The following is a 24879-nucleotide window of genomic DNA, read 5'->3' as shown; positions in this document are numbered from 1 at the left end:
CCAGTCAGGAGTGATGTCATCATGAATAAAGACAAGTGATTCTGATCCTGCTGACTTCCTTCACGGAAGCACATATTTGGGTCATATACTTGTCTTTATTGTTGTTTATTTCGGCTGTGACGGTGAGCCCACCCGCCATATGTTACTTTGAACATATTGACAGTGTGCGCGCGAATTTCTTAAAATAGAGAGAACTGCACTCGGATGCGGTGAAGGAGGACTAGGGTATGATTGAAACGAATACGACCAAGCGTAATGAATCCCTTCTGCAAGCCTTAAACGCGCGACATGCAGCCATCACGAACAACATTGCTAACGCCGATACGCCCAATTACAAAAAGACCACCGTTGAGTTTCAAGATGAGCTTAGACGTATCATCGAGAACGGTAAAACCGGACAACTCCGGATGCAACGCACGCATGAGAAACATTTTCCCGTCAGCAATCCCAATGCCTCCATCGTGCAGTACCGAGTGATGCAGAACAACGAAACAGCCATGAACAATAACAACAACAATGTAGATATTGACCGGGAGATGGCTATGCTTTCCGAGAATCAACTCATGTATAACTACATGGCTGATCGCGTCAGCGGACATTACAAAAAAATGAAAAATTTATTGAATGATTTAAAATAAAAGCCTATACAGCAGCCCTTGTGGCTGTTTTTTTTGTGTAAAAATCTCTGTTCTCCCGTTGTCCTTTGCTCTTATCCTACCTACCTCTTCGTCGCCAAGCCTTGGTGATCAATGTGTAAGTTCGGTAATATCTCTAACTGTAGTATAATGTTAAAAACGAAGGAACTTATTTCCTGTAAAAGAGGTGCAACATGGCTCGTCATTACAATGCTTTTCAAGGCTCTAAGGTTAGACTCGCACCACCTTGCCCTGAAGATCGTGTTCAGATCGCACATTTCACGGAGAACTATGATTATATGCGTAACTTGGATACAGATATTGCGACTCCACAAACATCGGATGAAACTGGAGCGTCTTCGGTTCGCAACGGTCAAGATTTCGAATTTGCACTGCGCACCTTGGAGGATAACCGCTTTCTCGGATTTGTCGCCATCTATCGGATTGAATGGAACAATCGCTCTGCACAGCTGGCTATTGGTATTGGGAATGAGCGCGATCGTGGTAAGGGTTATGGCAGTGACGCATTGGCCTTGATTTTGCGATATGCGTTCCATGAATTAAACTTGAATCGGATCGCTCTGGACGTGATTGAATACAATGAAGCCGCAAGGAGAGCGTACTTGAAAGCCGGATTCCGAGAAGAAGGTCGACATCGTGCTGCTGTTCTTCGAGATGGTACACAGTACGATCTGATCTCAATGAGTATTCTCGCTACGGATTGGTCTGCTCAGACAGGATATCCGGTTTCATTTCAACCAGCGGTTGTTACACCGGCTGACCGCACCGCAGGTTCTGCCAGTGTCAGCAACACCTCCAATGTTATTCCCCGGATTGGCGTAGGTGCTGTAATTCTTAATGAACGGAAGGAAGTACTGCTGGTTTGGCGTAATCGTGCCCCGGAGCAGCATACCTGGAGCATTCCCGGCGGGAAAGTCGATGCGTATGAAACGCTCGAAACCGCTGTGATTCGCGAGATTAAAGAAGAAGTCAATCTGAATATCGCTATCGATGGTTTACTCTGTACTGCTGAAACCATTCGTCCTGAGCTACATGAACATTGGATCTCCATGATCTACTCTACCCAGGTCATCAGCGGGGTGGCTCGCAATCTGGAAGAAGGCGGAGCGATCGGTGAGATCGGCTGGTTCCCGCTTCATGAGTTGCCTTCTCCACTCGCCAGCTTTGCCATCCCGGCATTGGAAGCAGCGAAGCGGCAATACACACAGAAGAACGACACCGATAGCTCACGATGAATACCTTTACGGGAAATACAATATTGCAATAATCCGTGCCTTTTATACGAAAACGGAGGTTAGTACAAATGACAGATGCGAAACCGCAAACACAACAGGTTACTCAGTTATTCCAAGCCGCACAAGATGGCGATGTGGCAACACTTCAGTCCCTGCTTGATGTGCACCCGGAACTGGCGAACACAGAAAACAAGGATGGATTGACACCTCTGGGATATGCCGCACACTATGGGAAAAAAGAAAGTGTACATACCCTTATCAAACACGGAGCTGATGTGGATAGCGTCTCCCACTCTCTGATTTCCTTTATTCCTTGCAACACAGCCTTACACGCTGCACTGGCTGGAGAACGTTCTGCGGAAGTGATTCGACTATTGCTTGAACATGGCGCATCTACAAGCATCGCTGACAGTGATGGACAGCATGCACTGCATACCGCAGCCTTTCATACCGATCAGACAGTGATTATCGACATGTTGCTTGAATATGGAGCCGATCCTATGGCACCCAATATTTCAGGTGAAACGGCTCTGGACATTGCGGAGCAACGAGGTAACACCTCTGTCGTGACTCGATTGCAGGAAGTAATGGCGAAGCTTCCCTGAGTTAAAGTGGACGGATCTAAGCTACTATAGCCTGTAATTCCATCTACACTTGAGACTCAAAATTGTGTTTGGGAATATTTTTGAGGCCACTCGGATAACCGTTAGACTCGTATTGGAGCAGCAATGCCCATAGGAGGTCTGCCGGTTTTTTTGCTGTATAATGCAATAGACACTTTTGTGAAATGGAATACATTCATATTTTTTTGAAAATACAAGAACCGTTTGGGGACTTTCTCTGTCTAATACGAAACAACATCAGCAAAGGAGGAGCCTTGTGACCCCTACCGAACTTACGCGAGCTGCACAAAAGGGGGATGCTGCTGCTTTTGCAGCCTTAATGAACATGCATCAGAACCGCCTGTACCGGATCGCCTTCGCATATTTGCACAATGAGGGCGATGCACTGGAAGCGATACAGGAAACAACCTACCGCGCGTTCCGCAAACTTAAAAAACTGAAAGAGCCCTCTTACTTCAGCACATGGCTGATCCGTATTCTTCTGAATTACTGTGCAGATGAACGCAAACGCAAATTTCGATTTAGCCCCGTTACGGAAATTCGGGAATCCAGTCGCTGGGATCGCCCTGAAGACCCTGATCTGGCCGCTGCAGTCGCTGCCCTGGAACCGGAATACAAACAAATTATTATTCTAAGTTATTTCGAAGGTTTCTCGCTGACCGAAGTCGCTGACATTCTCGAAATCCCGGCAGGCACGGTCAAATCACGACTGCACCGCGCGCTTGGCAAGCTCCGAAATCAACTTGAACCGAAAGGAGAGATCTTATCATGACCGACAAACAAAATCCGTTCGAAGATTTGGAGACCCGTCTTCAAGCACGTAAGGCCGAATACGATACGATGCACGTTCCCGATCTGACAGCATCACAAGCTGTTCAGGCCGGAATTCGCCAAGCTTCCAACAAACGAAAAACAAAGCTGCGCTGGTTAACAAGCTCTATTTCGGCAGCTGCCCTGATTTTATTGTTCACAGGCTGTATTCGGGTATCTCCTGCCTTTGCGTCCTTTGTCGAGCAACTGCCTGGCATGGAAGGTGTCGTCAGCCTGATTCGGCAAGACAAAGGATTAATGATGGCGATCGATCAGTCCCTGTTACAAAAAGTCGGGATCACCGACGAGCATGACGGGGGTTCTGTAACCGTGGAAGGTATTATCACAGACGACTCGCGCATGGTTATTTTTTATAAGATGAAAGGCATGAAAAATATAGAGAAATTCGACTATGACATCGACTTGCTTGATGGAAATGGTAAAGATCTTCCTGTTGGTTTTGGGTATTCCGCACCTCACTCTGATTCAGATGATCAGGGGTATGAAAACTTTATTGATGTCGTCTTCACCGACAAAGCTTCTCCTCCTGATGTGTTAACGGTGGTTTTCAAATCGAGAGACAATGCCCATCCAGGCGTATGGAAAGTAACCCTACCCGTAGATAAAAATCTGACCAAAGGTATGAAAAAGATCATCCCTGTGAACGAAAGCTTAGTCATTGATGGACAACGTATCCAGGTGAAACAGGCCACCATATATCCAACCCGGCTGGTGCTTGATGTACAGATGGATCCAAGCAATACCAAGAAAATCTTTGGTCTCAGCGATTTACAATTGGTTGATGAACAAGGACGCGCCTGGAGAACCGACACCTCCATCGGGGAAGATACACGTTCCATCTATTTTGAAAGCATGTATTTTGCCAAACCCAAAAAGCTGACCTTGCAAGGTTCCGGGTTCTCAGGTCTCGATAAAAAGGAGCTGGATTTCAGCCTAAACTTGAAGACACGTGAGGTCGCTGGCGGCCCTTTTGGACTTCAGATGCTTGGCAGCAAAGTGCAAGGTAAAGATCTCATTATTGATTTTTCTGTTCCTGACAACATGGAAAATAGTTTCGTCTTTAATTTCAACAAGGTAAAAGACAGCACAGGTAAATCTTACGAAACCCCTGGCGCAAGTTGGAGTCCAGGTTACGGGAAAGGTCAGGATCACACGACGGTTTCCATCACCATCGAAAATGGTGCAAAATTACAGGGTGAGCTTCGGATGAAAATTGCTACCTATCCGTCAAAAATAAAGTCACCTTTCTCACTCGAAATCCCTGTAAATCCCTAATAAACTTTGTTAATGGCGCACTGGGGCAGGTCAATTACGAAAGCGGTCGTGGAGAACTACACATGACATATGTGTAATCACCTTTTGTAGGCAGATGCATACCTTGAAGAAAGAAGAATTTTATTTCGAGGAAGGGTTGTGCATCATGTCTGAATCACCATCCACACCATCCGCTCGCGTTGTGTATCAGGCCAATCAACCGATGCTGCAATCCGTGCAAAGTGTGCGGAATTCGCTGCATCATACGGCTCGTCAGCACGTCGGCAAAAAAGTACAAGTCCAGAACATCGACGGTCAGGTCTGGGAAGGTGTCATTATTAGTGCGGATCGCGGTATTCTGTACCTCCAAGTGACGCCAATGCATGGTTATCCCGAACCGCGTGCCTTGTTTGGCCCAACGATTCTGCCGCTCGTGCTGTATGAATTGCTTGTCATCACCCTGTTGATGTAAAGTCCAAAGGCTTCGTCTCTTTCCTTTCGGGGATCGGGCGAGGCTTTTTATTACATATTCCGGGATTGCTTGTGAGCGTGTGAAATATGATACAATGGTGACGATACCACGCCTTATCTCATATGAAACGGAGCTTGATCCGGTTGGAATACATACGTCATGAAACAAACTCTCCCGTTGAATCCGAACCGGAGATGAGTAACCAAAGCCAATACGCTTCTACGGAAGCATCGGAACAATCCCAAGTCATCGCCATCTGTCTGCTTGCCGGCAAAATCATGCTGCAAAGCGGGGGTGAAACGTACCGCGTTGAAGATACGATGAAGCGAATGGCTGCTGCACTAGGTCTCCCGCATTCACATAGTTATGTTGTGCCTACAGGCATCTTTTTCTCTGTAGACGCCACCGAACCAGCCAAGTTGATTCGTATCTCTGAGCGAACAACTGACCTCGATAAAGTATCTGAAGTCAATGCCGTCTCACGACGTATCGGACAAGGGCAGTTGACCGTTCAGGAAGCCCATAATCTACTGCTGGAAATTGAACGAAAACCTTCCGGTTATTCGTATGCTGTGCAGCTAGGTGCCGCTGCTTTATCCAGTTCATGCTTTACCATTATGTTCGGCGGAGGTTGGGGTGATTTTCTGCCAGCACTGATCTGCGGCGGGATCGGTTACGCTGCGGTCATTCTTTTCCACCGCTGGGTGCGTGTGAAATTCTTTGCTGAGCTTACAGCCTCCTTTGTGATCGGCATGCTTGCCTTTTTCCTGGTGGATATTGGAGCAGGCTTTGAGCGGGATAAAATTATTATCGGTTCCGTCATGCCACTCGTGCCAGGACTGCTTATTACCAATGCTGTACGTGACTTGATGGCCGGGCATCTCGTATCCGGTTTATCCAAGGGCGCTGAGGCTTTTCTGACTGCTTTTGCCATCGGTACAGGCATTGCCGTTGTATTTTCACTTTTGATGTAAGACGGAGGGTTGCAGGATATGCTGCATTTTATTGAACAAGCCTTAACCAGCTTTGTCGCTTCGGCCGCGTTTGGCATTATCTTTAATGCACCAAGGCGTATGTTGCTTCACGGGGGCTTTGTCGGGATGATTGGCTGGATCATTTATATTGTGCTCGAATATGCAGCAGACGCCGTTCCTGCCACGCTGGCAGCAACGATTGCTGTGGGTGTCATCAGTCAGCTGTTCTCTCGCATGTTTCGTGCACCCGTCATTATTTTCAGCGTGGCTGGCATCATTCCTCTTGTGCCGGGAGGACTGGCATATAATGCGATGCGCAGCTTTGTGCAAAATGACTATAGTGGTGCCATGGAGATGGCTGCCAAAGCACTGATGTTATCGGGTGCCATCGCCGTTGGACTTGTATTATCCGAGGTATTAAACCAAATGATCCAGAGCTTTTCTCGTTCAGCTCGCGTCAAGTCAACCTCCAAATGATCCTCCTGACATAAGTAAATCATCTCGCAAAAAAAAGCCCATGGTCCACAAGCTGGAGTCTTGACGAAGCTCCGATCTTGTATCCTATGGGTCTTTTCGTTTTCCAGATCAGATCACAATCAGATCATTCTCATTCTCGCCTACTTGATAAACGTATTTTTTACACGTACCGACTTGAGGAAATAGGGAATAAAAATACAGCATGTCAGCAGTGAGCGAACGATCAGATTAAACGCAGGTGTTGCATCCAGCACATGTTCTTCCCTTCCCACCTCGTTTTGCGCAATGAGAATCCAGGTCATCACACCGATAATCACATTGACGATGTACTGTACAATCATCAACCGTGGGAACAGCCGCTTTCTGCGGTACAACAAAACAAGATTCACAACAACCATGACGAATAGAATAACGCTGCTGATGAATCCAAACCACAGAAGGGGCCTTATGACTTCCGCATATAGCTGCGGATCAACACCGCGACTGCCTTCCCATCGTGCCGGATCCATAATTACAGTAACACTTGAGATATCCGAAAGTAAAAATACCAGGGAGGCCCAAAGACTAATCTGGATTAAAATCAACCAGCCGCCCAGGCCAGAGATACCTGGAAGTTCAGGCCGGGTGCCACTTTTGGACGAACGTGTATCTATTTCTTCATCCTGCTTACCATATCCACTATCCATGATATCCTCCTTATTCAATATGAGAACATCTATTATAGCTCAACATCTGTATGTTGTGTTATTAAAAGGCGAACATTTCCTGCTAGATTGAGCACGATTACAAACTTTTCTTTCTTTCATCGCTTGCTCCGTTTCATCACCGTCCCGAACAACTCTGCTGCGGTTCCACTTCCAGACTTTAAGTAATGTTTCGCATCAGTATAATCGAACCCCATCCACACTACCCCCGTCCATTCCCGTGTATACCCGGCAAACCAGATGTCCCGATTCGCTCCCTTGGGCGCATTGGCAAAGGCTGCCTGTGTCGTACCCGTTTTACCAGCCACATGATCCAGAGGCAACTTCGCACGCTTTCCCGTTCCTTGGCTCACGACAAGCTGCAGCATATTTGTCATCTCTTGAGCTGTTCGCCTCGTGATGACTTGTTTATTTTCAGAGCTGTACTTATATATAACTCTCCCTTGGGGATCGGTGATTTTACGTATAAGATGCGCATGATTCAGCTTCCCGTCATTGGCAAAAACAGCATATGCCTGCGCTAATTTCATCGGAGAAACTCCCTGATGTAATCCCCCAAGAGCGACGGACAGATTCATATCGTCATCCTGTAGCTCAATCCCCAACCGTTGAGCGAACCCCTTCGCCTGTTTCAACCCGATTTCATGCAGCAGCCATACCGCGGGTGCATTAAACGAACGATGCAGTGCCTCGGATAATGATACCGTACCTCGGTACCTGCCTCCCACATTGCTGGGCTGATAACCCCCGTAACGCATAGGCCTGTCAGGCAGCATACTTGCTGGATCGAATTGTCCAGACTCTAGTGCAGGTCCATAAACGATGACAGGTTTAAACACTGATCCAGGCTGCCTTGCATCTATCAAGGCCCGATTCACATCTCCCTTGACAGGGTTTCGACCACCCATCATCCCCTTTACTTCACCATTATGTTGATCAAGAATAACCATACTAGCCTGCACCTGTTCATTCTCTCGATCATCCGGGAACCAGACAGCCTCTGCAAAGGTTGTCTCCATGGCTCGTTGCGTGTTTCCATTCAACCCTGTTTGGATCGTCCATCCTGCTGAGCGTATCTCTGCCTCCCTCTTGCCAGTCAGGAGTGAAGCCTCTTTCATTACTGCATCCACTGCAGATATATAGGATGGTTGCTCCAGTCCTGATGTTAGTGCAGTTGACAGGCTCCCCGTACTCGAAAGATATGGTTGGTACTTCACAGCTGCTGCCTCCTGCATCTGCTTGCGAGTAATGATTCCCTGCTCATGCATGAGTGACAGTACTACACTGCGTCGCTCTTGAGAAAGAGTTTCGTTATCTACCGGATTATAAATGGACGGACCTTTAGGAATACCGGCAAGCGTAGCGATCTGCCATAGTTTCAGTTGATTCAGATCATTCACACCGAAATAACGCCATGCTGCTGCCTTGATTCCATACTGCTGCCGCCCCATGTAAATCTGGTTCAGATACATTTCTAAAATTTCATTTTTCGAATACTTCTTTTCCATCTCGATGGCGATAGATAACTCGTTTATTTTACGGGTGATGGTCTTGCTACCGTTCAGATATAGATTTCTCGCCAGTTGCTGTGTAATGGAGCTTCCACCCTGACTCCAATTCATATGTATCATATTTTGCAACATGGCTCTACCAACACCAATGACGTCTAACCCGGCATGTCGATAGAAACGCCGATCCTCAGTAACTAAAAAGGCCTGTTTCATCATATCCGGCACTTCAGATAGACTGACATACGTGGTATACCCCCGGTTCGGCGTTGTCAATCTAACGATTTCAATTCCTGCCTCATCCAGAATTAACGTCGACGAAACGCGCTGCATTGCTTCGGGTTGATGATGAATGACGATTTTTCCATACGAAAACAGATAAACATACAGCAATACCATCAGAACCGCTGCAACAACAGCGATATCATAGAATCGATACATGGAGCGCTTGAACCTTGAACTTAACATCGTCTTTCCTCTGATTCACCCTTGGTCGAAGAGCTGCCTCTATTCGCCATGAGAGCCGCAACTGTGTTGATCTGTTCACTTAATTGCCGTAACTCACCACTGCTCAAGACACCGATCGACGCAGGAATCCGACCACTTGCAAGTTCATGGGTCGCTCGCACAAGTATCCCCATGTCTTCGGCTATTTTCTGAGAGCGAATCCAGAAAAACAAAGTAAACAATCCTCCCGCAACAAGCAGTAGGAGCGGCTTCTTCCCTATATGATTAATGCACCAATGTACCATATGAGTAAACCAAGCTGCCTCTTGGTACATCAAGCGATAGACCAATCTCATGATCTGGTACGCAACAAAAAGAAGCACCGCGCTGAGAACCGCACTTGCTCCACAGATATATATGTATCTCATTCGAACCGTATTAAATCTTGAATTCATCCTCGGTATCCTCCCCATACTTCTAATAAAGTAATAGAGGTAGCATACCGAATAGTTCTTATAGAAGCATTGTTAACTTCTTATCAAATTCTTAATTTAAACTTATGCTTAATGAGAAAATGTAAGATGTGAGAGATTCTCTACTCTTCCATTGCTGTATGGACTGGAGGTTGTATAACCGGGAAACGGGTTATAAAATCTGTCCTGCCCTGCTCACTGTAAGCCGTAATCTGTCCATGGTGCAATTCAATCATTGATTTGGCGATGGCCAGTCCCAGCCCTGTACCTCCGGTATCCCGAGAACGTGATTTATCTATCCGGTAGAAACGTTCAAACAGATGTGGCAAGTCCTGAGCCGGGATCGGTTCTCCGTAATTGCTGATACGTACAACCGCCTCCCCCTCTTCAAGAGCAAGACCAATCTCCATCAATTTCCCCTGTGAGCCGTAACGAATCGCATTGCTGAACAGATTCTCGTAAGCTCGAACCAGTTCTCCTGGAGCTGCCTGAATCCATAATGGCTCCTGGCCACCAACAATCGTATACGTCATACCTGCCTCTTCAAGCATTGGAGCAAATTCTTCTGCGAGCTGCATCAGGAATGGGGCCAGATTGAGTGGCTTCAAAGACAATGGCAGACTTCCGCCGCTTACTCGTGTATACTCGAACAAATCATCAATCAGCTTGCGCAATGTCAGAGATTTCTCATAAGCGATACTGACGTAATAACGCATTTCTAATTCATCCTGATACCGATCCTTTTCAATATACTCCAAAAATCCGAGAATGGAGGTTAAGGGTGTTCTCAGATCATGCGAAATACCTGTAATCAGATCATTCTTGGCCGCAACTGCACTTCGCTCCTCCTGAAGGGATCGCTGCAGTTGCTCTGCCATCTGATTGATGCTTGCCGCAACCACGCCGAACTCATCGGAAGTCTTAACCTGAATCCGATGTGACAGTTCTCCTTTCGCTACTTCTTGAATACCAGCCGTGATCTCGTCCAGCACAACCATCACTTTGCGGGTAAACAGGAAGAAAAACAGCACAAAACAGATAATTCCTACAGCTATCATCAATGGAACCGAGCCGATATGATTCACCAGCCACCGAACAGCTTGTCCTGAAAGCGTGTAATTCGGGTAGCGCTGGTTTCCCAGAATGGTCTCGCCCACTTTGCCTGCTCCGTATAATATCACTGCTGTCAGAATGCCACTCAACAGAAATGCGTAAATAAACTTCCAGCGCACGGTATTAATCAGTTTTGAATTCATTGTAGAGACTCCCTGCTCGTAACATTCAACTCACATCGGTTTAATCATTTTGTACCCGACACCCCATACCGTCTGAATGAATTTGGGATGTTTACTGTCCTGTTCAATCTTCTCACGGACTTTACGAATGTGCACCATAACGGTATTGTTGGACTCCATGAAATCTTCTTTCCAGACTTGGCGGTAAATCTGTTCCATACTAAGCACCGACCCTTGATGACGAGCCAGTAGTTCCAGCACAGCGAATTCACGGGGTGTCAGATGCACTGGTTTGTCATCTACCCATACTTCATGTGTATCGGTATTGATAATCAGATCATCAATTACCCACTCATGCTCCTTGCTTTCTCTACCTTCGTTAAACGTATGGTACCTGCGAAGCTGGGATTTAGCCCGCGCTACAAGTTCAAGCGGATTGAACGGCTTGGTTAAATAATCATCGGCGCCAATACTTAAACCTGTAATCTTATCGATGTCTGTGCTTTTTGCAGATAGCATAATAATGGGCATCTTCTGCTCTTCACGAATCTTCATACAAGCTTCAATCCCGTCCATATTCGGCATCATAACGTCCAGGATAATAAGATCAATCACTTCCGTCTTAAGCAGTTCCAGAGCCTGTCTTCCATCATTCGCTGTGAAAATCCGGTATCCTTCATTATCAAAATAGATCTTCATTAATTTAATAATATCTTGCTCATCATCGACAAGCAGTATGGATGCTGGTTGTGCCACGGCATATTCCCTTTCTACTTACACGTATTACATAAGTTTAACACATACTCTCTGTGGTAGCCGTTCATGGACCTTATTTCTTATATATCATATGTATTGATTGGATTATATGTATTCGTTTATGCAAACATCGCCGTTTTCGGTTCTCTTTCCGTCAAGCTTAACATCGTATAGAGTTGCCCCCTGTGATGGTACATATGCCCCATCATCTCAAGCAACCATTCCAAACGAGTATAGGAAGCTCCCCAATAGGATGTTGTTACATGAAGCAACTCTTCGGTAGTAAACTGCATGTACCGCTGATACAGAAAGTTTCGATTCTCAATAAGTGCAAGCTTGATCTGGTTCACGGAGCACACTTGGTTCTCTTGATAAAATAGAGCCATCTCTTCCTCCGACGCACCTTCGGATATGTACAGATCTGCACGGCAGACTAAGGCCAGATGCGAGAGCAATTCCCTTATTGAACGCTTCCCCTCGATTGGTTTCAGTTCCAAATCTTCTTCACTTAATTGACCGCAAATATCCACTAAAGACGCAACCGCTGTATCAATATGTTTGAATGCAGACTGAATCATCCTCTTCACCCCCTTTTAATCCCATTATACGGAACGTATGATCTCATTTCAAGTCAGCAACTTCTTCTAAGTATTTAAACATAGTGGCGCCTCTAATTAACATATGCGCACAAAAAAAGTCCCTCCTCCTCTTATAGACGGAATTCAGGACATTTTGTTACAACTATTGAATAATTATTCACCTAATTTATGGAATGGCACTTGAACAGTATATAAAAATAACTTAACTGGAATAGATCGAACAGCAAGTATGATCAAACTGTTCATTCTCCAAATCTACGCCTCGAATGAAAAACTGCAATTCACCGCTATCATGCCACTGAAAACCGATGGCATCATGCGTATCTATTTTTAACAGCAGCAACGTGTCAGATAATTCTTCCCATGTGCGCTCTTCATCTCCGGCATAATGAGCCGTCAACTTCTTCACACATTCCTGCTCGTTGCCGTTGTACGTCTCACCCAGCTCGATATAGCTCAAGGCCTGGTGCTCTGCATCAGGGTGCTGTCCCTCCGGGTAACCAAACATGCCGCCCCAATTGAGCGGGCTAGGATGGTTCCAATCCGATTCAAATTCCAGATAGCGGTCATACAAACTTCCTTCCGGAGCACTACCTTCTTCGGACTCTGTCGTTAAAACATGATCACGTTCATTCAACGCCGCAGCGTCTACATATGCATATGTAGGAACCTCAAGGTTAGGTAAAACCGTAACAGAATGAGCTACCGTAGGTTCTCCTCCAAGTGCAGTAACCCCGTCAGGCTCACGTTTTACAAGGTTATTCGTAGAGGGTTCATAGATCACGCGATGTTCGATCGGATAGGCAGCATCCGCCCCCCCAATGAAAAAGTACAACATGCCCCGCTCCGGCAACGTTCCGCGTCCGTCATTCGGCGTATACGGAGACAGATCCACCATATTCAGCTGGGCCAGAAAAGTCATCGGTACCCCATCCTTCGTAAGCGGCCATTCCAGATCAGCGGGCAAATCAGGATGTCCACCTACACGCGAATTTCCTGTTCTGCGATACTCATCCGGCGTGGATACATCCAGGCGAATACCCCAGCGCCCAGCGTCCAGTACCAGATCGGCAACAGCACCGAGATTGTATTCTTCCTCGAGGGTTTTACGTGCTTTTCTAGTCAGACGTTCACATTGTTCCGGCTTAATCATATAGATCCTCCCTTTTTGACGTTACACCTATGCTGAGACTTATTCATCTATACACCTGTATATTCTTCCGCCTTGTCATTTTTCCCTGCTTTCTGTGTAAAAAAGAGGCTGACCTTCGTCAGCCCCTATCTCTTCCTATACAAATGTTATCGATTTGAATCAGAAGACTTCTCTTGATATGCAATCATATGCTCCTCACCATCCAGAAATTCATGCGACTGGTGCGCAGCCATCACCCCATGATAACTGATATCCAATCCGAGGTCTTCCTCCTCCTCGGTCGAACGGACAGATACCACTTTCCCGATGAGTTTCAGTCCGAGCCAGGTCATCGCAAACCCCCAGATGACCAGAGCCGTCAGGCCTAACGCCTGAACACCAAGAAGCCTCCAGCCGCCGCCCATGAACAAACCACCATCTGTGGCAAACAGACCTACAGCAATCGTGCCCCACATCCCCGAGACTGCATGAACCGGGAAAGCACCAACCGGATCATCAATCCGCATGCGATCCAGCCAGTTGGTTGCCGCCATCATCAACAGACCGGAGACAGCGCCGATGAATATGGCTGCCAGATCACCTACAAATGCACAGCCCGCCGTGATGCCCACCAGTCCTGCAAGTGAACCGTTAATCACGGAAGGGGCATCGGAACGGTTAAAGCGGAATAAGGTGTACAGCAGCGTAGCCGCACCGCCCGCTGCCGCAGACAGCATCGTCACGATGGCGATGTGACCGATTCTGACATCTGTGGCGCTCAATGTACTGCCTGCGTTAAAACCAAACCAGCCGAACCACAGCAGAAATGCCCCTACCGAGGCCAGCGGCAGATTACTCGGCAGGGCAATCGCACTTACACCAAGCGGCGTGTATTTACCTTTGCGTGGCCCGATGATGATCGCCGCCGCCAGTGCGGAGAAACCGCCTAATGCGTGGATTACTGCCGAACCAGCAAAATCCTGCATGCCCAGCTGACCGAGCCATCCGCCGCCCCACGCCCAGTGTCCGCCAATGGGATAGATGATTGCCGTCATCAGGATGATATAGAGCAGGTATGCACGGAAATTGATCCGCTCAGCTACTGCACCGGATACAATCGAAATGACGGCAATGGTAAATGCGGCCTGGAACAGCCAGAACGTCTCCAATGACACCGGTACGTTCAGATGAGAAAGATCACCGTTCAGGAAAAATCCTGTCACCCCTATGAACCCACCTGCATCTGAACCGTACATCAGGCCAAAACCAATGGCATAGAACAATAACGTACCAATGGTAATATCAGCGAATACCTTCATAATGATATTCACACTATTTTTATAACGTACAAAACCAGCTTCCAATAGGGCAAATCCACCCTCCATCAACAAAATCATCGCTGCGCTGAGTACAACCCAGACCGTGTCGATTCCGGAGCTTAACGTCTCCAAAGTCATGCTTGTACATCCTCCGTTTCACTTAGCTGTCTGATTTCGCGAATCGTTTCAGGCGATAGTTCAACCTCTTCTTGCTGGTTATGATCAGCAATTTGAATGCGTTCCATGATCAGATCGAGGTCACGGATACGTCTGCGAATCTGCTCCATCTTGCGAAACCGTTCCTTCACCTGCACCATATATTCCACCGCCTGGTGATGGGAAGCCGGGCGCCCTGCAAACCATTTGCGAACAGGCGATAGCGACTGATATGCCACTTCCTCAGCTCGTCGTTTTTGATCAAACTGTTCAATCTTCTGCTTGAGCGTTTCGATCTCATTTTCCTTTTTGACCTTCAACCGTTCGATAAGGTACAATAGATCGGACGATGATATTTGCAATGCTGTATGGTGATACACCTCGTCGATTACTAACATATCATGTCAGGACTCCTTACATATCAAGTTACTTGTACCGATTATAGTTTGCCGGGGTGTGCCCGTCAATCTTTTTTTCGTCTTTTATATCACTCAGCATACCCAATAGACGGGTATGTTTTTTATTTCCATCATTTATTCTTCTAACAAGGGTTTTCATAGGTGATATTGGCTTTTACTCGTTTTATGCTCTATGCTGGATAAACAGGGTTTCATATGTCCTATTGGACATATACAAGCTATAATGACTATTTTAATAAACCTGCAGAGAGGATGTTAATGATGTTTGAACGCAATGACGAAATCCGAAATCAAATCTGGGAAACCGTCTCAGGACTCGAAGAGGAGCAATTGAACCGGAAGCCTTCCCCCGAACGGTGGAGCATCATGCAGGTGTTACGGCACTTGAATCTGATGGAAAATGTAATTACGAATCAAGCACGTCTTGCCTTGGAAAAAGAACAACATGTGCCCGTCGATAAAAAACCTTACGAGCTGTCTCTGGATCGCAGCAGATCCGTGGAAGCTCCTCCTCATGTTCAGCCACCCGCTGCGCCTGAGTCACTTGCAGATGTGCGCAGTGATCTGGCTTCGTCCCATCGTGCGCTGGAACAGTTTGCACAAGAGCATGATACGGCTCTGCTGCGCAGCAAATCTTTCCCTCATCCGGTATTTGGTGAGATGGATCTTGCACAATGGATCGATTTTACGAGTTACCACGAGGAACGCCATCTGGGACAGATTCGGGAAATCAAGCAGCAGCTTGGTTTGTGAGATGCGTTTAATTAGAATCAGGTAAAAGGATGAAAAACCCTCCGCATTCCACTTTACGGTGGATACGGAGGGTTTGCTATGTTTGGGTTAAGTCGCACTCGTGCGGCCTGCTTCTATTTTTTTACCCATAATTACGAGATCCCGGTTCACACCATCCAGCACAGCTACCTCGGGATAAAATCCCCACTGTTCAAAGCCATGCTTGCGTAATAAACCCAGACTCGGCTCGTTATGCCCGAATACAAATCCCAAAATCGTCGTGACTCCCAGCGCGGGACAAGCCTCAAATACGGTATTCAACAGCCGTCCACCGGCCCCAATTCCACGACACTGCTGATCTACGTATACGCTGACTTCTACCGTGCCATTGTAAGCCGGACGCCCATAGAATGAACTTAGGCTAGCCCATGCAACAACCTGTCCATCCCGCTTCATCACCCACAGAGGGCGACGATCCGGTGTATGTTCGTTAAACCATGGCAAGCGCTGTTCTACCGTCACCGGCTCCAAATCTGCCGTTGCCATACGGCTCTCAATCGTAGAGTTATAAATTTCAACAATCCGCTGTAAATCTTCCTGACGTGCGTATTCAATCTGTACCTTGTCCAGTGCCATCCCTATTCCCTCCACTTATCCAGCTCTAATCTCATTCACAACCAAGTTCAAGGCTATAATTATAGAGGTTATTATAATGGAAAAGGGAAGCTGGCGTACAGCATATAGAGTATCCATACCTACACACCAAGCGTTATCCAAAAATAGTGCCGCATTTCCCTGCTTACTCAGGCAATCCCTGAACCGTATTTCCCCGCGTTAACTCCTGGCTTTGATCGGCCCAGCGGATATTAAGTGATTGCGAAGTAAATAGATCCGGCCCATCCGATACCTGGAAATGCAGGTGAGCTTCGCTGGAGTTACCCGAATTACCGAGATCGCCAATCCGATCACCCTGCTTGACTTTATCCCCTTTTTTCACAGCTACACTGCCTTTTTTGATATGACCCGTAATGCTGTATTCCTTGTTGCCATGATCGATAACTACATAGTTCCCCGCCGGTTGTTCCGGATTCATCACGCCAGGCACATTATCCTCAATATCGTTTTTAATCTCCACTACCGTACCATCTGCAGCTGCATAGAGTGGTTTACCAAAAGCATAGTAATTGGCATTATCCTTGGCATCGCCCTGATAACTCGCTCCGTCTTTCGTCTGAACTATATCGAGTGCATAGCGCTGCGTCTCATGCTCGTAATGGTAATTTGCCATGACATTATGACCTCCCCAGAAGACATACATCTCTCCTTTCATCGGGAACTGAAACTCAGTCTTGGTCAGCTTGTTATCTGTATCCGGATGAGATTCCAGTAGAGTAATACTTAATCCGGCAATCTGATGATCTTCCGTGAAATAAGCACGGATGCCCTTGGTTCCAGTATCGTCGACCCATGCATATTCCGTCAAACCGTTCATCTCGGTACGATAATCCGGAGCCCACGACTTCACTCCCTTCAAAAAGCTGTCAGCAGAGGACTTAAAATCTTTCAAAGAGACGGCTTGCTTCATTTCAGGAGTAAACTGCTCATAGATCGCATCCTTCGAACCATTCGTCAGTGTATCAATGAGATTGTCTGGTGATACGGCCTTATTATCCTTCAGACCTTCATTCTGTTCTTTGCCAGCTGTATCACTTTGGTTATCCTTCTGCCCAGATGCCTGCTCTGTAGCTTGCTTCTCGGCCTGTTCTGCTTCATCTGAAGTGATCTTGTTACTTGTGCAAGCGGATAGTACAGCAAATGCTGCCAACGTTAATAAAAGCAGTTTCCATTTCTTATTCATAATCAACACCCTTTCTGTTTATCTTAGCTTCCTTACGTTAAATCTACATCATGAGTCTTATGCTTCGTCTAACCCTTGCTTACATTCAGTTAAACTTGTCACTGCTCCCTTAGCTTCATAATTAAGGTACTGTTAAGGCAACATGCATCCCAAGTGGTCACAAGAATGATATGATGGGCAATATACGGAAAAGGAAATACGAGGAGGTCAACTCTGCACAATGGATCAAGTCTCATTACTGATTGTTGATGATGAACAAGCAATTCTGCATATGCTCAAAACGGTGTTGCTCAAAGAGCAGTTTCTCGACATTGATACGGTGACTACAGGTGAAGCTGCGCTCGAAGCATGCAACAATAAAACGTACCATTGTATCGTGCTCGACATTATGCTTCCAGGCAAAAGCGGCTTGGAAATCTGCCCTTTTCTACGACAGGTCACGGATGCACCTATTCTGTTCCTGACCGCCAAAACAACGGACTATGACAAGCTGACCGGCTTTGCCGTTGGCGGCGATGATTATGTAGCCAAACCGTTCAATCCGCTTGAAGTAGTCGCACGGATCAAGTCACTGCTGAATCGTTATTTACCTTCTAAAGCTGCAGCGGTTCAACAAAACACTTCACAACACGTAAAAACGTCATCTCCTCGTACGAAGCAAGGCATATATGATTTGGGACGATTTCAGGTGCTTGAACTGGCAGGAGAGCTGCGGGTTGAGGGACAGGCTGTAACCTGTCCGGCACTCGTGTTCCAGTTACTGCTCTTTTTCTGCAAAAATCCGAACCGAATCTTCACCAAATCGGAACTGTATGAACGGGTCTGGGGCTCTGAAGCCATCAGCGACGACAACACCGTTATGGTGCATATCCATCGCATTCGCGAACGCATTGAAGCCGATCCTTCCAATCCGGCGTTTCTCGTCAATGTGCGTGGTCTGGGGTACAAACTGATCCAGCCTGGCAATGTGTCGCAGACATGAGCATCCGCCGTAAATTAATGACCCGGTTCATCGGCATGCTTACCGGTACCGTGATCCTGATTATTGTACTAGGATCACTCGCCACCTTCTGGGTTTTGCAGAAAGTGAATGAAGTGAATCTGGTCGATGACTTTGCCAATAACGGATTGGATCAGCTCATTAATACTGCCGAGATCCTGCCCGATAACACGATACGATACGATCCCGATCTGCTCAAGCAGGTGGATAAAAATCATGGCTGGCTTCAGGTTCTGGATGAAAAAGGCTATGTCATTGACGATTATCATGTCCCGTCCGATGTACCAGACCACTACAAACCCGGAGAATTGATTGCGTACTGGGAGGCCAATAAACCGTTCCCCTATCAGCTCGCCATGTTGATCCGGGAGAAGGACGGAAAGTATTTTACTTTGTTGTACGGAGAACGGAATACAGCCAAGTTCTTACTGGATGGGATTCGTGCAAAGCTTTCGTACGATAACGGCAAACTGACTGTGAAACCTGCTGAACAGAAGACCATCCGCAAGGCAGATGCCTATATTCAAATATTGGATGCCTACGGAAAAGAAATCGTCTCTTATAATAAACCGGCTGTGGGTGTACCCATTCAGTACAGCATTCAAGATCTCGTTCTCCAGGTTCGTTATCCGAATCGTTCAGGTATATCGGTCGCCACATGGTACGATAACCAAAACGAAACGACCTGGATGGTAAGTGTACGGATTGATTCAACTGTCGTTGAGAAGCAGAATCCATACGCTTTTATTCTTGAACCTGCTCTGATCGTCCTGATTCTGTCCATCGTTGTTCTGCTGGTTTTGCTTGCGTTGTGGTACGCGAATCGCTTCGGTTCCCCGATGTTACATATGCTTCAGTGGTTGCAGCGTCTCGAGCAAGGACATTACGAGGAGCCTACGGGGGTTTCGGGTATTCCCCGGAGCCAGCGTCGCAATGGAAAGTGGAAGCGGAAATATCAGGTCTATGGTGAGGTACTTCATTCCATGCAGGCCTTGTCCCATACACTCAAGCAGGATGAAGAACAACGGAAACAGACGGACGCCCTGCGGGAAGAATGGATTGCAGGCATTACCCATGATCTCAAAACCCCTCTATCTTCTATCCAGGGATATGCTCATATGCTGGAGGCTGACAAGTATAGCTGGTCTACAGAAGAAGTCCGGGAATTCGCAGGAATTATGGTGGACAAATCCATGTATATGGACAGGCTTGTGAACGATCTTGCTATGACCTATCGTCTACGGAGTGGAGGGTATCAACCCGAAGTAGCACGAACTGACGTAAATGCGCTACTCCATGATCTCGTTCAACGGGCTGAGCGTAACCCGGCTTATGGCGAAGGACGTATTCTGTTCCAACCTGCTCACACGCCTGTCTACGGGCTGGTGCACATTCCTTCTTTTGAACGAATCGTAGATAATCTCACGGCTAATGCTCTGCTTCACAACCCGCCCGGCTCTATTCTAGTTGTTCGTGTACATGCCGGGGAACAAGAAGGCGAATTCACCATCGAGTTTGCTGATCATGGACAAGGCATGAGCCCGGAGACGGTGTGGAAACTATTCGAACGATATTATCGCGGTACGGATACGGGCACTAGTGATGTTGGATCAGGACTCGGCATGGCGGTCACCAGAGGCTTAATCGAGGCGATGAAAGGTCGAATTGAAGTGTTATCCACACCTGGCGAAGGAACAACGATTCGATTAATCTGGATGCATAGCGGAAAAGAAAGCAGTTAATCTGTATTCGAACATTCCGCTTGACCTTTCCATTTTCAGTCTTTATAATCGACACTCAAGTAACACCTGTTCCAACATTGAACTACATTTGTAATTTACGGGATCAACTTATCTGAAATTCATCTGTGTGATTCAGTTCGTTGCACCCATTCATATTTGGCGATGACCAGAGACATGACTTCGATTGCGTGCTGCCCAGAGAGAGAAGGGATTGGTGAAACCTTCTTCAGCGAACGGAGCGAAGTTACCCCTCTGCAGCCGTGACCTCGAACCTTCGACGATGTACCGACAATGCGCAGATCATCTTCCATACATTCTTTCAATCGATGATTTCGCAAGATGGCTACATGTACGGTCAGTAGAGTTCACCGCCTGATCCCCGATAACGGATTCCAATGAGGGTTATGATGGTTCCTGTTTGCGGCGGCTGGCCGAGAGCGGAATGCAGCATAACCAAATTAGGGTGGAACCACGAGCCAAGCGCACTCGTCCCTTTTCCGGGACGGGTGTTTTTTGCGCTTCCATCAAAAATATTGGAGAGTGGTTCACATGAGTCAAGAGAAAAAACGGGAGCATGCAAGCGAGCATTCATCCTTGGGAGAGCAGCATGCAGCAGCAGAATCGTTGGCAGCGGAATCCTCGATTGAAAAGATTGAAGTCCAGTTGCAAGGCGGGGCTGTTCGTACTTACAAGGCAGGCATCACTGTCGGCGAAGTCGCCTCTTCGATCAGCACAAGCCTTGGCAAACAGGCCATCGGCGGTATCGTGAATGAGCGAAATGTTGATCTGAGCGAGAAACTGGAACAGGACTGCGATTTGGTCATTGTTACATTGGACAGCGAGCAAGGTGTGCACAGATATCGTCATAGCACAGCCCATGTGCTGGCACAGGCACTGAAACGGTTGTATGGCGCAGACCAGGTGAAGCTGGGCATCGGCCCTGTCATTGAAGATGGATTCTACTATGATGTCGATCTGGAGCACTCCCTTTCCATCGGTGACCTTGCAGCCATTGAGCGTGAAATGAACAAGATCATTCAGGAAAATTGGCCAATCTGCCGTAAGGTGGTTAGCCGGGCGCAAGCCTTGGAACTATTCGAAGCAAGCGATGATCCATACAAACTTGAGCTTATCCGCGACCTGCCAGAAGATGCTGAACTTTCAATCTATGAGCAGGGTGAGTTTTTCGACTTGTGCCGCGGCCCGCATCTTCCATCCACTGGGCGGATCAAAGCGTTTAAACTGCTGAATGTCGCAGGCGCCTACTGGCGGGGTAATTCGGACAATAAAATGATGCAGCGCATCTATGGCACTGCTTTTCCGAACAAAGCACAGCTGCAAGAACACCTTCACATGCTGGAAGAAGCGAAAAAACGGGATCACCGTAAGCTTGGCAAAGAGCTGGAGCTATTTATGTTCTCTGAAGAAGCACCCGGTATGCCCTTCTATCTGCCTAAAGGCATGACTGTTCGTACAGAGCTGGAGCAATTTTCACGGGAACTGCAATTGCAGGAAGGGTACCAGGAAGTTCGCACTCCGCTAATGATGAACAACCGTCTGTGGGAACAATCAGGTCACTGGGAACACTATAAGGACAACATGTACTTTGCGGACGTGGACGATGCTACATTCGCCTTGAAACCGATGAACTGCCCGGGACATATGCTGATTTTCAAAAACACACTGCATTCCTATCGCGAATTACCCATTCGCATGATGGAATTCGGTCAGGTTCATCGGCATGAATTCTCAGGTGCCCTGAATGGCATGATGCGTGTGCGGACATTCTGTCAGGACGATGCCCATATCTATGTGATGCCTGAACAGATCGAAGACGAGATTAATCGGGCGATTTCCCTAATCGGACGGATGTACGACATTTTTGGGTTTGATTATAAAATCGAGCTATCCACACGCCCTGAGGATTCTATGGGCTCGGAGGAATTGTGGGATCAGGCGGAGCAGGCACTACGCAATGTGTTAGACGCCCGCGGTGTGGAGTACCGCGTTAACGAGGGCGACGGCGCCTTCTATGGGCCGAAGATTGACTTTCATATCCTTGATGCGCTGAAGCGCAGCTGGCAGTGCGGAACAATCCAGCTTGATTTTCAAATGCCGGAGAAATTCGATCTTACTTACATTGGCGAGGATGGCCTGAGACATCGCCCGGTTGTCATCCACAGAGCGATTTACGGCTCCATTGACCGCTTTATCGGCATTCTGACAGAGCATTATGCAGGCGCATTCCCGCTCTGGCTGGCTCCTATACAGGTAAAGCTGATTCCCGTATCGGATCATTACGCGGACTATGCACTTCAGGTGCAAAGCCAGCTGCGGGCGGCAGGTATACGTGTGGAAACAGATCTTCGCAGCGAAAAGCTCGGATACAAAATCCGTGAAGCCCAGATGGAGAAAGTTCCTTATTCACTTGTACTTGGCGAACAAGAGAAAAATGCCTCGTCTGCCTCTGTCCGTGCGTACGGTGAGGGAGATCAAGGCATTCAACTTGTTGCTGCGTTTATCGAGATGGTTCAGCAGGCGGTGAAGAGTAAACGTTGAGGGATGCTGACTTATGACATGTTAAAACCTTTCGTCAGGCTGCAAACCCACCTGCTCTTCGCTCCATGTCCATAATCGCTCGGCTGCCGCATCATCCAGGGCATGATCTTTCAGTCGCTGCTCCTTCTGCTGGTAGAAATATCGCCCGGTCAACCCGATGACGTCCGGACTTGTTGCCAGATAAATGGCTGTCCGGGCACCCTCTTCCGGTGTCAGGAAAAACGGGAGCTTGGCTGCCAGCGCCATGATGCGGGTACCGAATCCGGTGTTGCGATCCACCCCGATGCTGGTTCCTACCGCACCTGGATGTAAACAGTTTGCGGTAACCGAAGTCCCGGCGAGCTTACGGGCAAGGGCACGGGTAAAAAATACGTTTGCCAGTTTAGACTGGGCATAACTTTTGATCGGATTATAACCTTTTGTTAGATGGGGATCATCAAAATGAATTTTTCCAACCTTGTATGCACCTGAAGATACATTCACAATTCGTCCTTGCTTGGCAGCTTTCAATGGTTCAATCAGAAGCAGCGTGAGCAGGAAGTGTCCAAGGTGATTAATGCCGATGCTTTGCTCAAAACCGTCTGACGTTTCTTTACGTTTCACCATCACTACGCCCGCATTATTCACCAGTGCGTCCAGGTGATCGAAGCGCTCACGATAATGGCGTGCAAACTGACGTATGCTATCCAGCGACCCGAGGTCACACAGCATCAGCTCGATCTCGGAAGAACCGGACTGTTGCAAAGCTTGTTGAAGCGCCTCTTGCCCTCTTTTCTCACTGCGGCAGGCCATAATGACGTGATATCCTTGTTTTGCAAGTTCAATGGTCGTTGTCAGCCCCATACCGGAGTTGGCTCCTGTAACGATTGCTGTCTGAATGGACATGTTGTCCTTCCCTTCTGAACCGGAGGTTCCTTGAATTATTTTGACCAAGCGCTGAAGCATTATGTTCCAGAATATGAGATAATGAAGCGATCACCTATACATCAGGATTAGATCATGTTCCATTCACATCTCGGTACCCATGGGAGGACAAGTCGTATGCTAACCCAAGAGGATTTCAAACACGTCAAGAAACTTGCCAAGCTTGAGATTAAACGGCTCGAACAGGAATATCACGATATTCTGAACCATGACGATTCCTCCATATATGAAGAATACGAATGGCTGGATGACGAACAATCAAGCGAGTTTGCCCGCAAACGCAAAAACCGGAGATACGCTTCGCTAACCATCGAGTTATGCTCCATCATGGAACAGATGTTATTACAACTCTACAAACGTACGTATCAAAAAAAGTTTAATTCGACTCAGCTGATGAAAACTCCTGCCTACCGGGCACGTTCCAACATGGAAATGCTGGAGGCTGAACTAGGCAAGCAGCATATTGCTTTGAAAGCCGGCAAAGAACCATGCGGCATAGCGCTTCATCAGGCGTTCCAGACAAGGAACCGTTTGGTTCACGAAAACTTCTCGTTTGTAGCCATCGTTAAGGACGGAAGCAATGAGGAAGAGACGTTTGAAACGATTTTACATGCGGTGAAAAAATATAGAAAACATCTGAACTATGAACATTCAGATTCAGAATAAAGAGTACGTAATTACTTGCGCGTTGCATGATGCAGAATGGGTAAATGAACAGATGTATACGCAGATTTACAGTCCCTTTCTGAAAATACAAGCCTTAAAAGGAGGTGTTCCGGATTCACTTCCGGAAA

General features: G+C 47.2%; 25 protein-coding genes and 1 pseudogene. 14 read left to right on the top strand and 12 right to left on the bottom strand.

Annotated features, from left to right (window positions below):
- The first annotated feature begins 227 nt into the window (after positions 1-227).
- The 9 genes and pseudogenes from flgB (at position 228) to ACUTVW_RS02310 (ending at position 6522) form a co-directional block, all read left to right on the top strand.
- Positions 228-638, top strand: coding sequence for a flagellar basal body rod protein FlgB (flgB, locus tag ACUTVW_RS02350; RefSeq protein WP_090917944.1), 411 nt, complete (start codon positions 228-230; stop codon positions 636-638).
- A gap of 191 nt (positions 639-829) precedes the next feature.
- Positions 830-1360 (top strand): annotated as a pseudogene (locus ACUTVW_RS02345) (GNAT family N-acetyltransferase); the annotation flags it as partial.
- 108 nt (positions 1361-1468) lie between these two features.
- Positions 1469-1891 (top strand): NUDIX domain-containing protein, encoded by a 423-nt coding sequence (locus ACUTVW_RS02340; RefSeq protein ID WP_445644967.1) that lies wholly within the window; start codon positions 1469-1471, stop codon positions 1889-1891.
- Between the two features lie 68 nt (positions 1892-1959).
- Positions 1960-2496, top strand: a complete 537-nt coding sequence (locus ACUTVW_RS02335) for an ankyrin repeat domain-containing protein (RefSeq protein ID WP_445644289.1) — start codon at positions 1960-1962, stop codon at positions 2494-2496.
- 274 nt (positions 2497-2770) lie between these two features.
- On the top strand, positions 2771-3286 hold the full coding sequence (locus ACUTVW_RS02330) for a sigma-70 family RNA polymerase sigma factor (RefSeq protein WP_445644288.1): 516 nt from the start codon (positions 2771-2773) through the stop codon (positions 3284-3286).
- The gene (locus tag ACUTVW_RS02325) at positions 3283-4620 is read left to right on the top strand and encodes a DUF4179 domain-containing protein (RefSeq protein ID WP_445644287.1); all 1338 of its coding nucleotides are present in this window, start codon (positions 3283-3285) and stop codon (positions 4618-4620) included. The genes ACUTVW_RS02330 and ACUTVW_RS02325 overlap by 4 nt, the downstream gene beginning before the upstream one ends.
- Positions 4621-4765: 145 nt before the next feature.
- Positions 4766-5071, top strand: coding sequence for a hypothetical protein (locus ACUTVW_RS02320; protein ID WP_445644286.1), 306 nt, complete (start codon positions 4766-4768; stop codon positions 5069-5071).
- A 194-nt stretch (positions 5072-5265) separates the two neighbouring features.
- Positions 5266-6045 carry a threonine/serine exporter family protein gene (locus ACUTVW_RS02315; protein ID WP_445644966.1) on the top strand — a complete coding sequence of 260 codons (780 nt, stop codon included), beginning with the start codon at positions 5266-5268 and terminating at the stop codon, positions 6043-6045.
- A gap of 18 nt (positions 6046-6063) precedes the next feature.
- A complete protein-coding gene (locus ACUTVW_RS02310; RefSeq protein WP_434752369.1) occupies positions 6064-6522 on the top strand; it encodes a threonine/serine exporter family protein in 459 nt (152 codons plus the stop codon).
- Between the two features lie 140 nt (positions 6523-6662).
- Here the strand turns inward: ACUTVW_RS02310 and ACUTVW_RS02305 are convergent, their stop codons facing one another.
- The 9 genes from ACUTVW_RS02305 to ACUTVW_RS02265 form a co-directional block, all read right to left on the bottom strand.
- Positions 6663-7208: a DUF2569 domain-containing protein gene (locus ACUTVW_RS02305; protein ID WP_445644285.1), complete on the bottom strand. Its 546-nt coding sequence runs from the start codon at positions 7206-7208 to the stop codon at positions 6663-6665.
- A gap of 116 nt (positions 7209-7324) precedes the next feature.
- Positions 7325-9202: a transglycosylase domain-containing protein gene (locus tag ACUTVW_RS02300; RefSeq protein ID WP_445644284.1), complete on the bottom strand. Its 1878-nt coding sequence runs from the start codon at positions 9200-9202 to the stop codon at positions 7325-7327.
- On the bottom strand, positions 9196-9636 hold the full coding sequence (locus ACUTVW_RS02295) for a hypothetical protein (protein ID WP_445644283.1): 441 nt from the start codon (positions 9634-9636) through the stop codon (positions 9196-9198). The genes ACUTVW_RS02300 and ACUTVW_RS02295 overlap by 7 nt, the downstream gene beginning before the upstream one ends.
- 140 nt (positions 9637-9776) lie before the next feature.
- Complete coding sequence (locus ACUTVW_RS02290; protein WP_445644282.1) at positions 9777-10910, bottom strand: sensor histidine kinase; 1134 nt, start codon at positions 10908-10910, stop codon at positions 9777-9779.
- A 30-nt stretch (positions 10911-10940) separates the two neighbouring features.
- Entirely contained in the window at positions 10941-11645 is a 705-nt protein-coding gene (locus tag ACUTVW_RS02285; protein WP_445644281.1) for a response regulator transcription factor, read from the bottom strand.
- 119 nt (positions 11646-11764) lie between these two features.
- Positions 11765-12223, bottom strand: coding sequence for a DinB family protein (locus ACUTVW_RS02280; RefSeq protein ID WP_445644280.1), 459 nt, complete (start codon positions 12221-12223; stop codon positions 11765-11767).
- Between the two features lie 223 nt (positions 12224-12446).
- On the bottom strand, positions 12447-13397 hold the full coding sequence (locus tag ACUTVW_RS02275) for a DUF1963 domain-containing protein (protein ID WP_445644279.1): 951 nt from the start codon (positions 13395-13397) through the stop codon (positions 12447-12449).
- A 146-nt stretch (positions 13398-13543) separates the two neighbouring features.
- Positions 13544-14833 (bottom strand): ammonium transporter, encoded by a 1290-nt coding sequence (locus ACUTVW_RS02270; RefSeq protein WP_445644278.1) that lies wholly within the window; start codon positions 14831-14833, stop codon positions 13544-13546.
- Positions 14830-15249, bottom strand: a complete 420-nt coding sequence (locus tag ACUTVW_RS02265) for a hypothetical protein (protein WP_445644277.1) — start codon at positions 15247-15249, stop codon at positions 14830-14832. Before ACUTVW_RS02265 ends, ACUTVW_RS02270 begins: the two co-directional genes overlap by 4 nt.
- A 279-nt stretch (positions 15250-15528) precedes the next feature.
- Here ACUTVW_RS02265 and ACUTVW_RS02260 point away from each other — a divergent pair, with 279 nt between their 5' ends.
- The gene (locus ACUTVW_RS02260; RefSeq protein ID WP_445644276.1) at positions 15529-16023 is read left to right on the top strand and encodes a DinB family protein; all 495 of its coding nucleotides are present in this window, start codon (positions 15529-15531) and stop codon (positions 16021-16023) included.
- Positions 16024-16110: 87 nt separating this feature from the next.
- Here the strand turns inward: ACUTVW_RS02260 and ACUTVW_RS02255 are convergent, their stop codons facing one another.
- Positions 16111-16638 carry a GNAT family N-acetyltransferase gene (locus ACUTVW_RS02255; protein ID WP_445644275.1) on the bottom strand — a complete coding sequence of 176 codons (528 nt, stop codon included), beginning with the start codon at positions 16636-16638 and terminating at the stop codon, positions 16111-16113.
- A gap of 163 nt (positions 16639-16801) precedes the next feature.
- A complete protein-coding gene (locus ACUTVW_RS02250) occupies positions 16802-17860 on the bottom strand; it encodes a M23 family metallopeptidase (protein WP_445644274.1) in 1059 nt (352 codons plus the stop codon).
- 220 nt (positions 17861-18080) lie between these two features.
- On the opposite strand from ACUTVW_RS02250, the gene ACUTVW_RS02245 reads away from it, so the two are divergent.
- The 3 genes from ACUTVW_RS02245 to thrS all read left to right on the top strand — a co-directional run bounded on the left by ACUTVW_RS02245 (position 18081) and on the right by thrS (position 23161).
- Positions 18081-18842 carry a response regulator transcription factor gene (locus ACUTVW_RS02245; protein WP_445644273.1) on the top strand — a complete coding sequence of 254 codons (762 nt, stop codon included), beginning with the start codon at positions 18081-18083 and terminating at the stop codon, positions 18840-18842.
- Positions 18839-20602 carry a sensor histidine kinase gene (locus ACUTVW_RS02240; protein ID WP_445644272.1) on the top strand — a complete coding sequence of 588 codons (1764 nt, stop codon included), beginning with the start codon at positions 18839-18841 and terminating at the stop codon, positions 20600-20602. Before ACUTVW_RS02245 ends, ACUTVW_RS02240 begins: the two co-directional genes overlap by 4 nt.
- A 549-nt stretch (positions 20603-21151) precedes the next feature.
- Positions 21152-23161 (top strand): threonine--tRNA ligase, encoded by a 2010-nt coding sequence (gene thrS, locus ACUTVW_RS02235; protein WP_445644271.1) that lies wholly within the window; start codon positions 21152-21154, stop codon positions 23159-23161.
- Positions 23162-23182: 21 nt separating this feature from the next.
- On the opposite strand, the gene ACUTVW_RS02230 is transcribed toward thrS, so the two are convergent.
- The gene (locus ACUTVW_RS02230) at positions 23183-24046 is read right to left on the bottom strand and encodes an SDR family oxidoreductase (protein ID WP_445644270.1); all 864 of its coding nucleotides are present in this window, start codon (positions 24044-24046) and stop codon (positions 23183-23185) included.
- Positions 24047-24202: 156 nt separating this feature from the next.
- Here ACUTVW_RS02230 and ACUTVW_RS02225 point away from each other — a divergent pair, with 156 nt between their 5' ends.
- Complete coding sequence (locus ACUTVW_RS02225; protein WP_445644269.1) at positions 24203-24751, top strand: hypothetical protein; 549 nt, start codon at positions 24203-24205, stop codon at positions 24749-24751.
- The last annotated feature ends 128 nt before the right edge of the window (positions 24752-24879 follow it).

It is taken from the genome of Paenibacillus sp. TSA_86.1 (assembly GCF_052691815.1).
The sequence above is the reverse complement of the archived record's forward strand: the minus strand, read 5'-3'. Positions and strand labels throughout refer to the sequence as shown.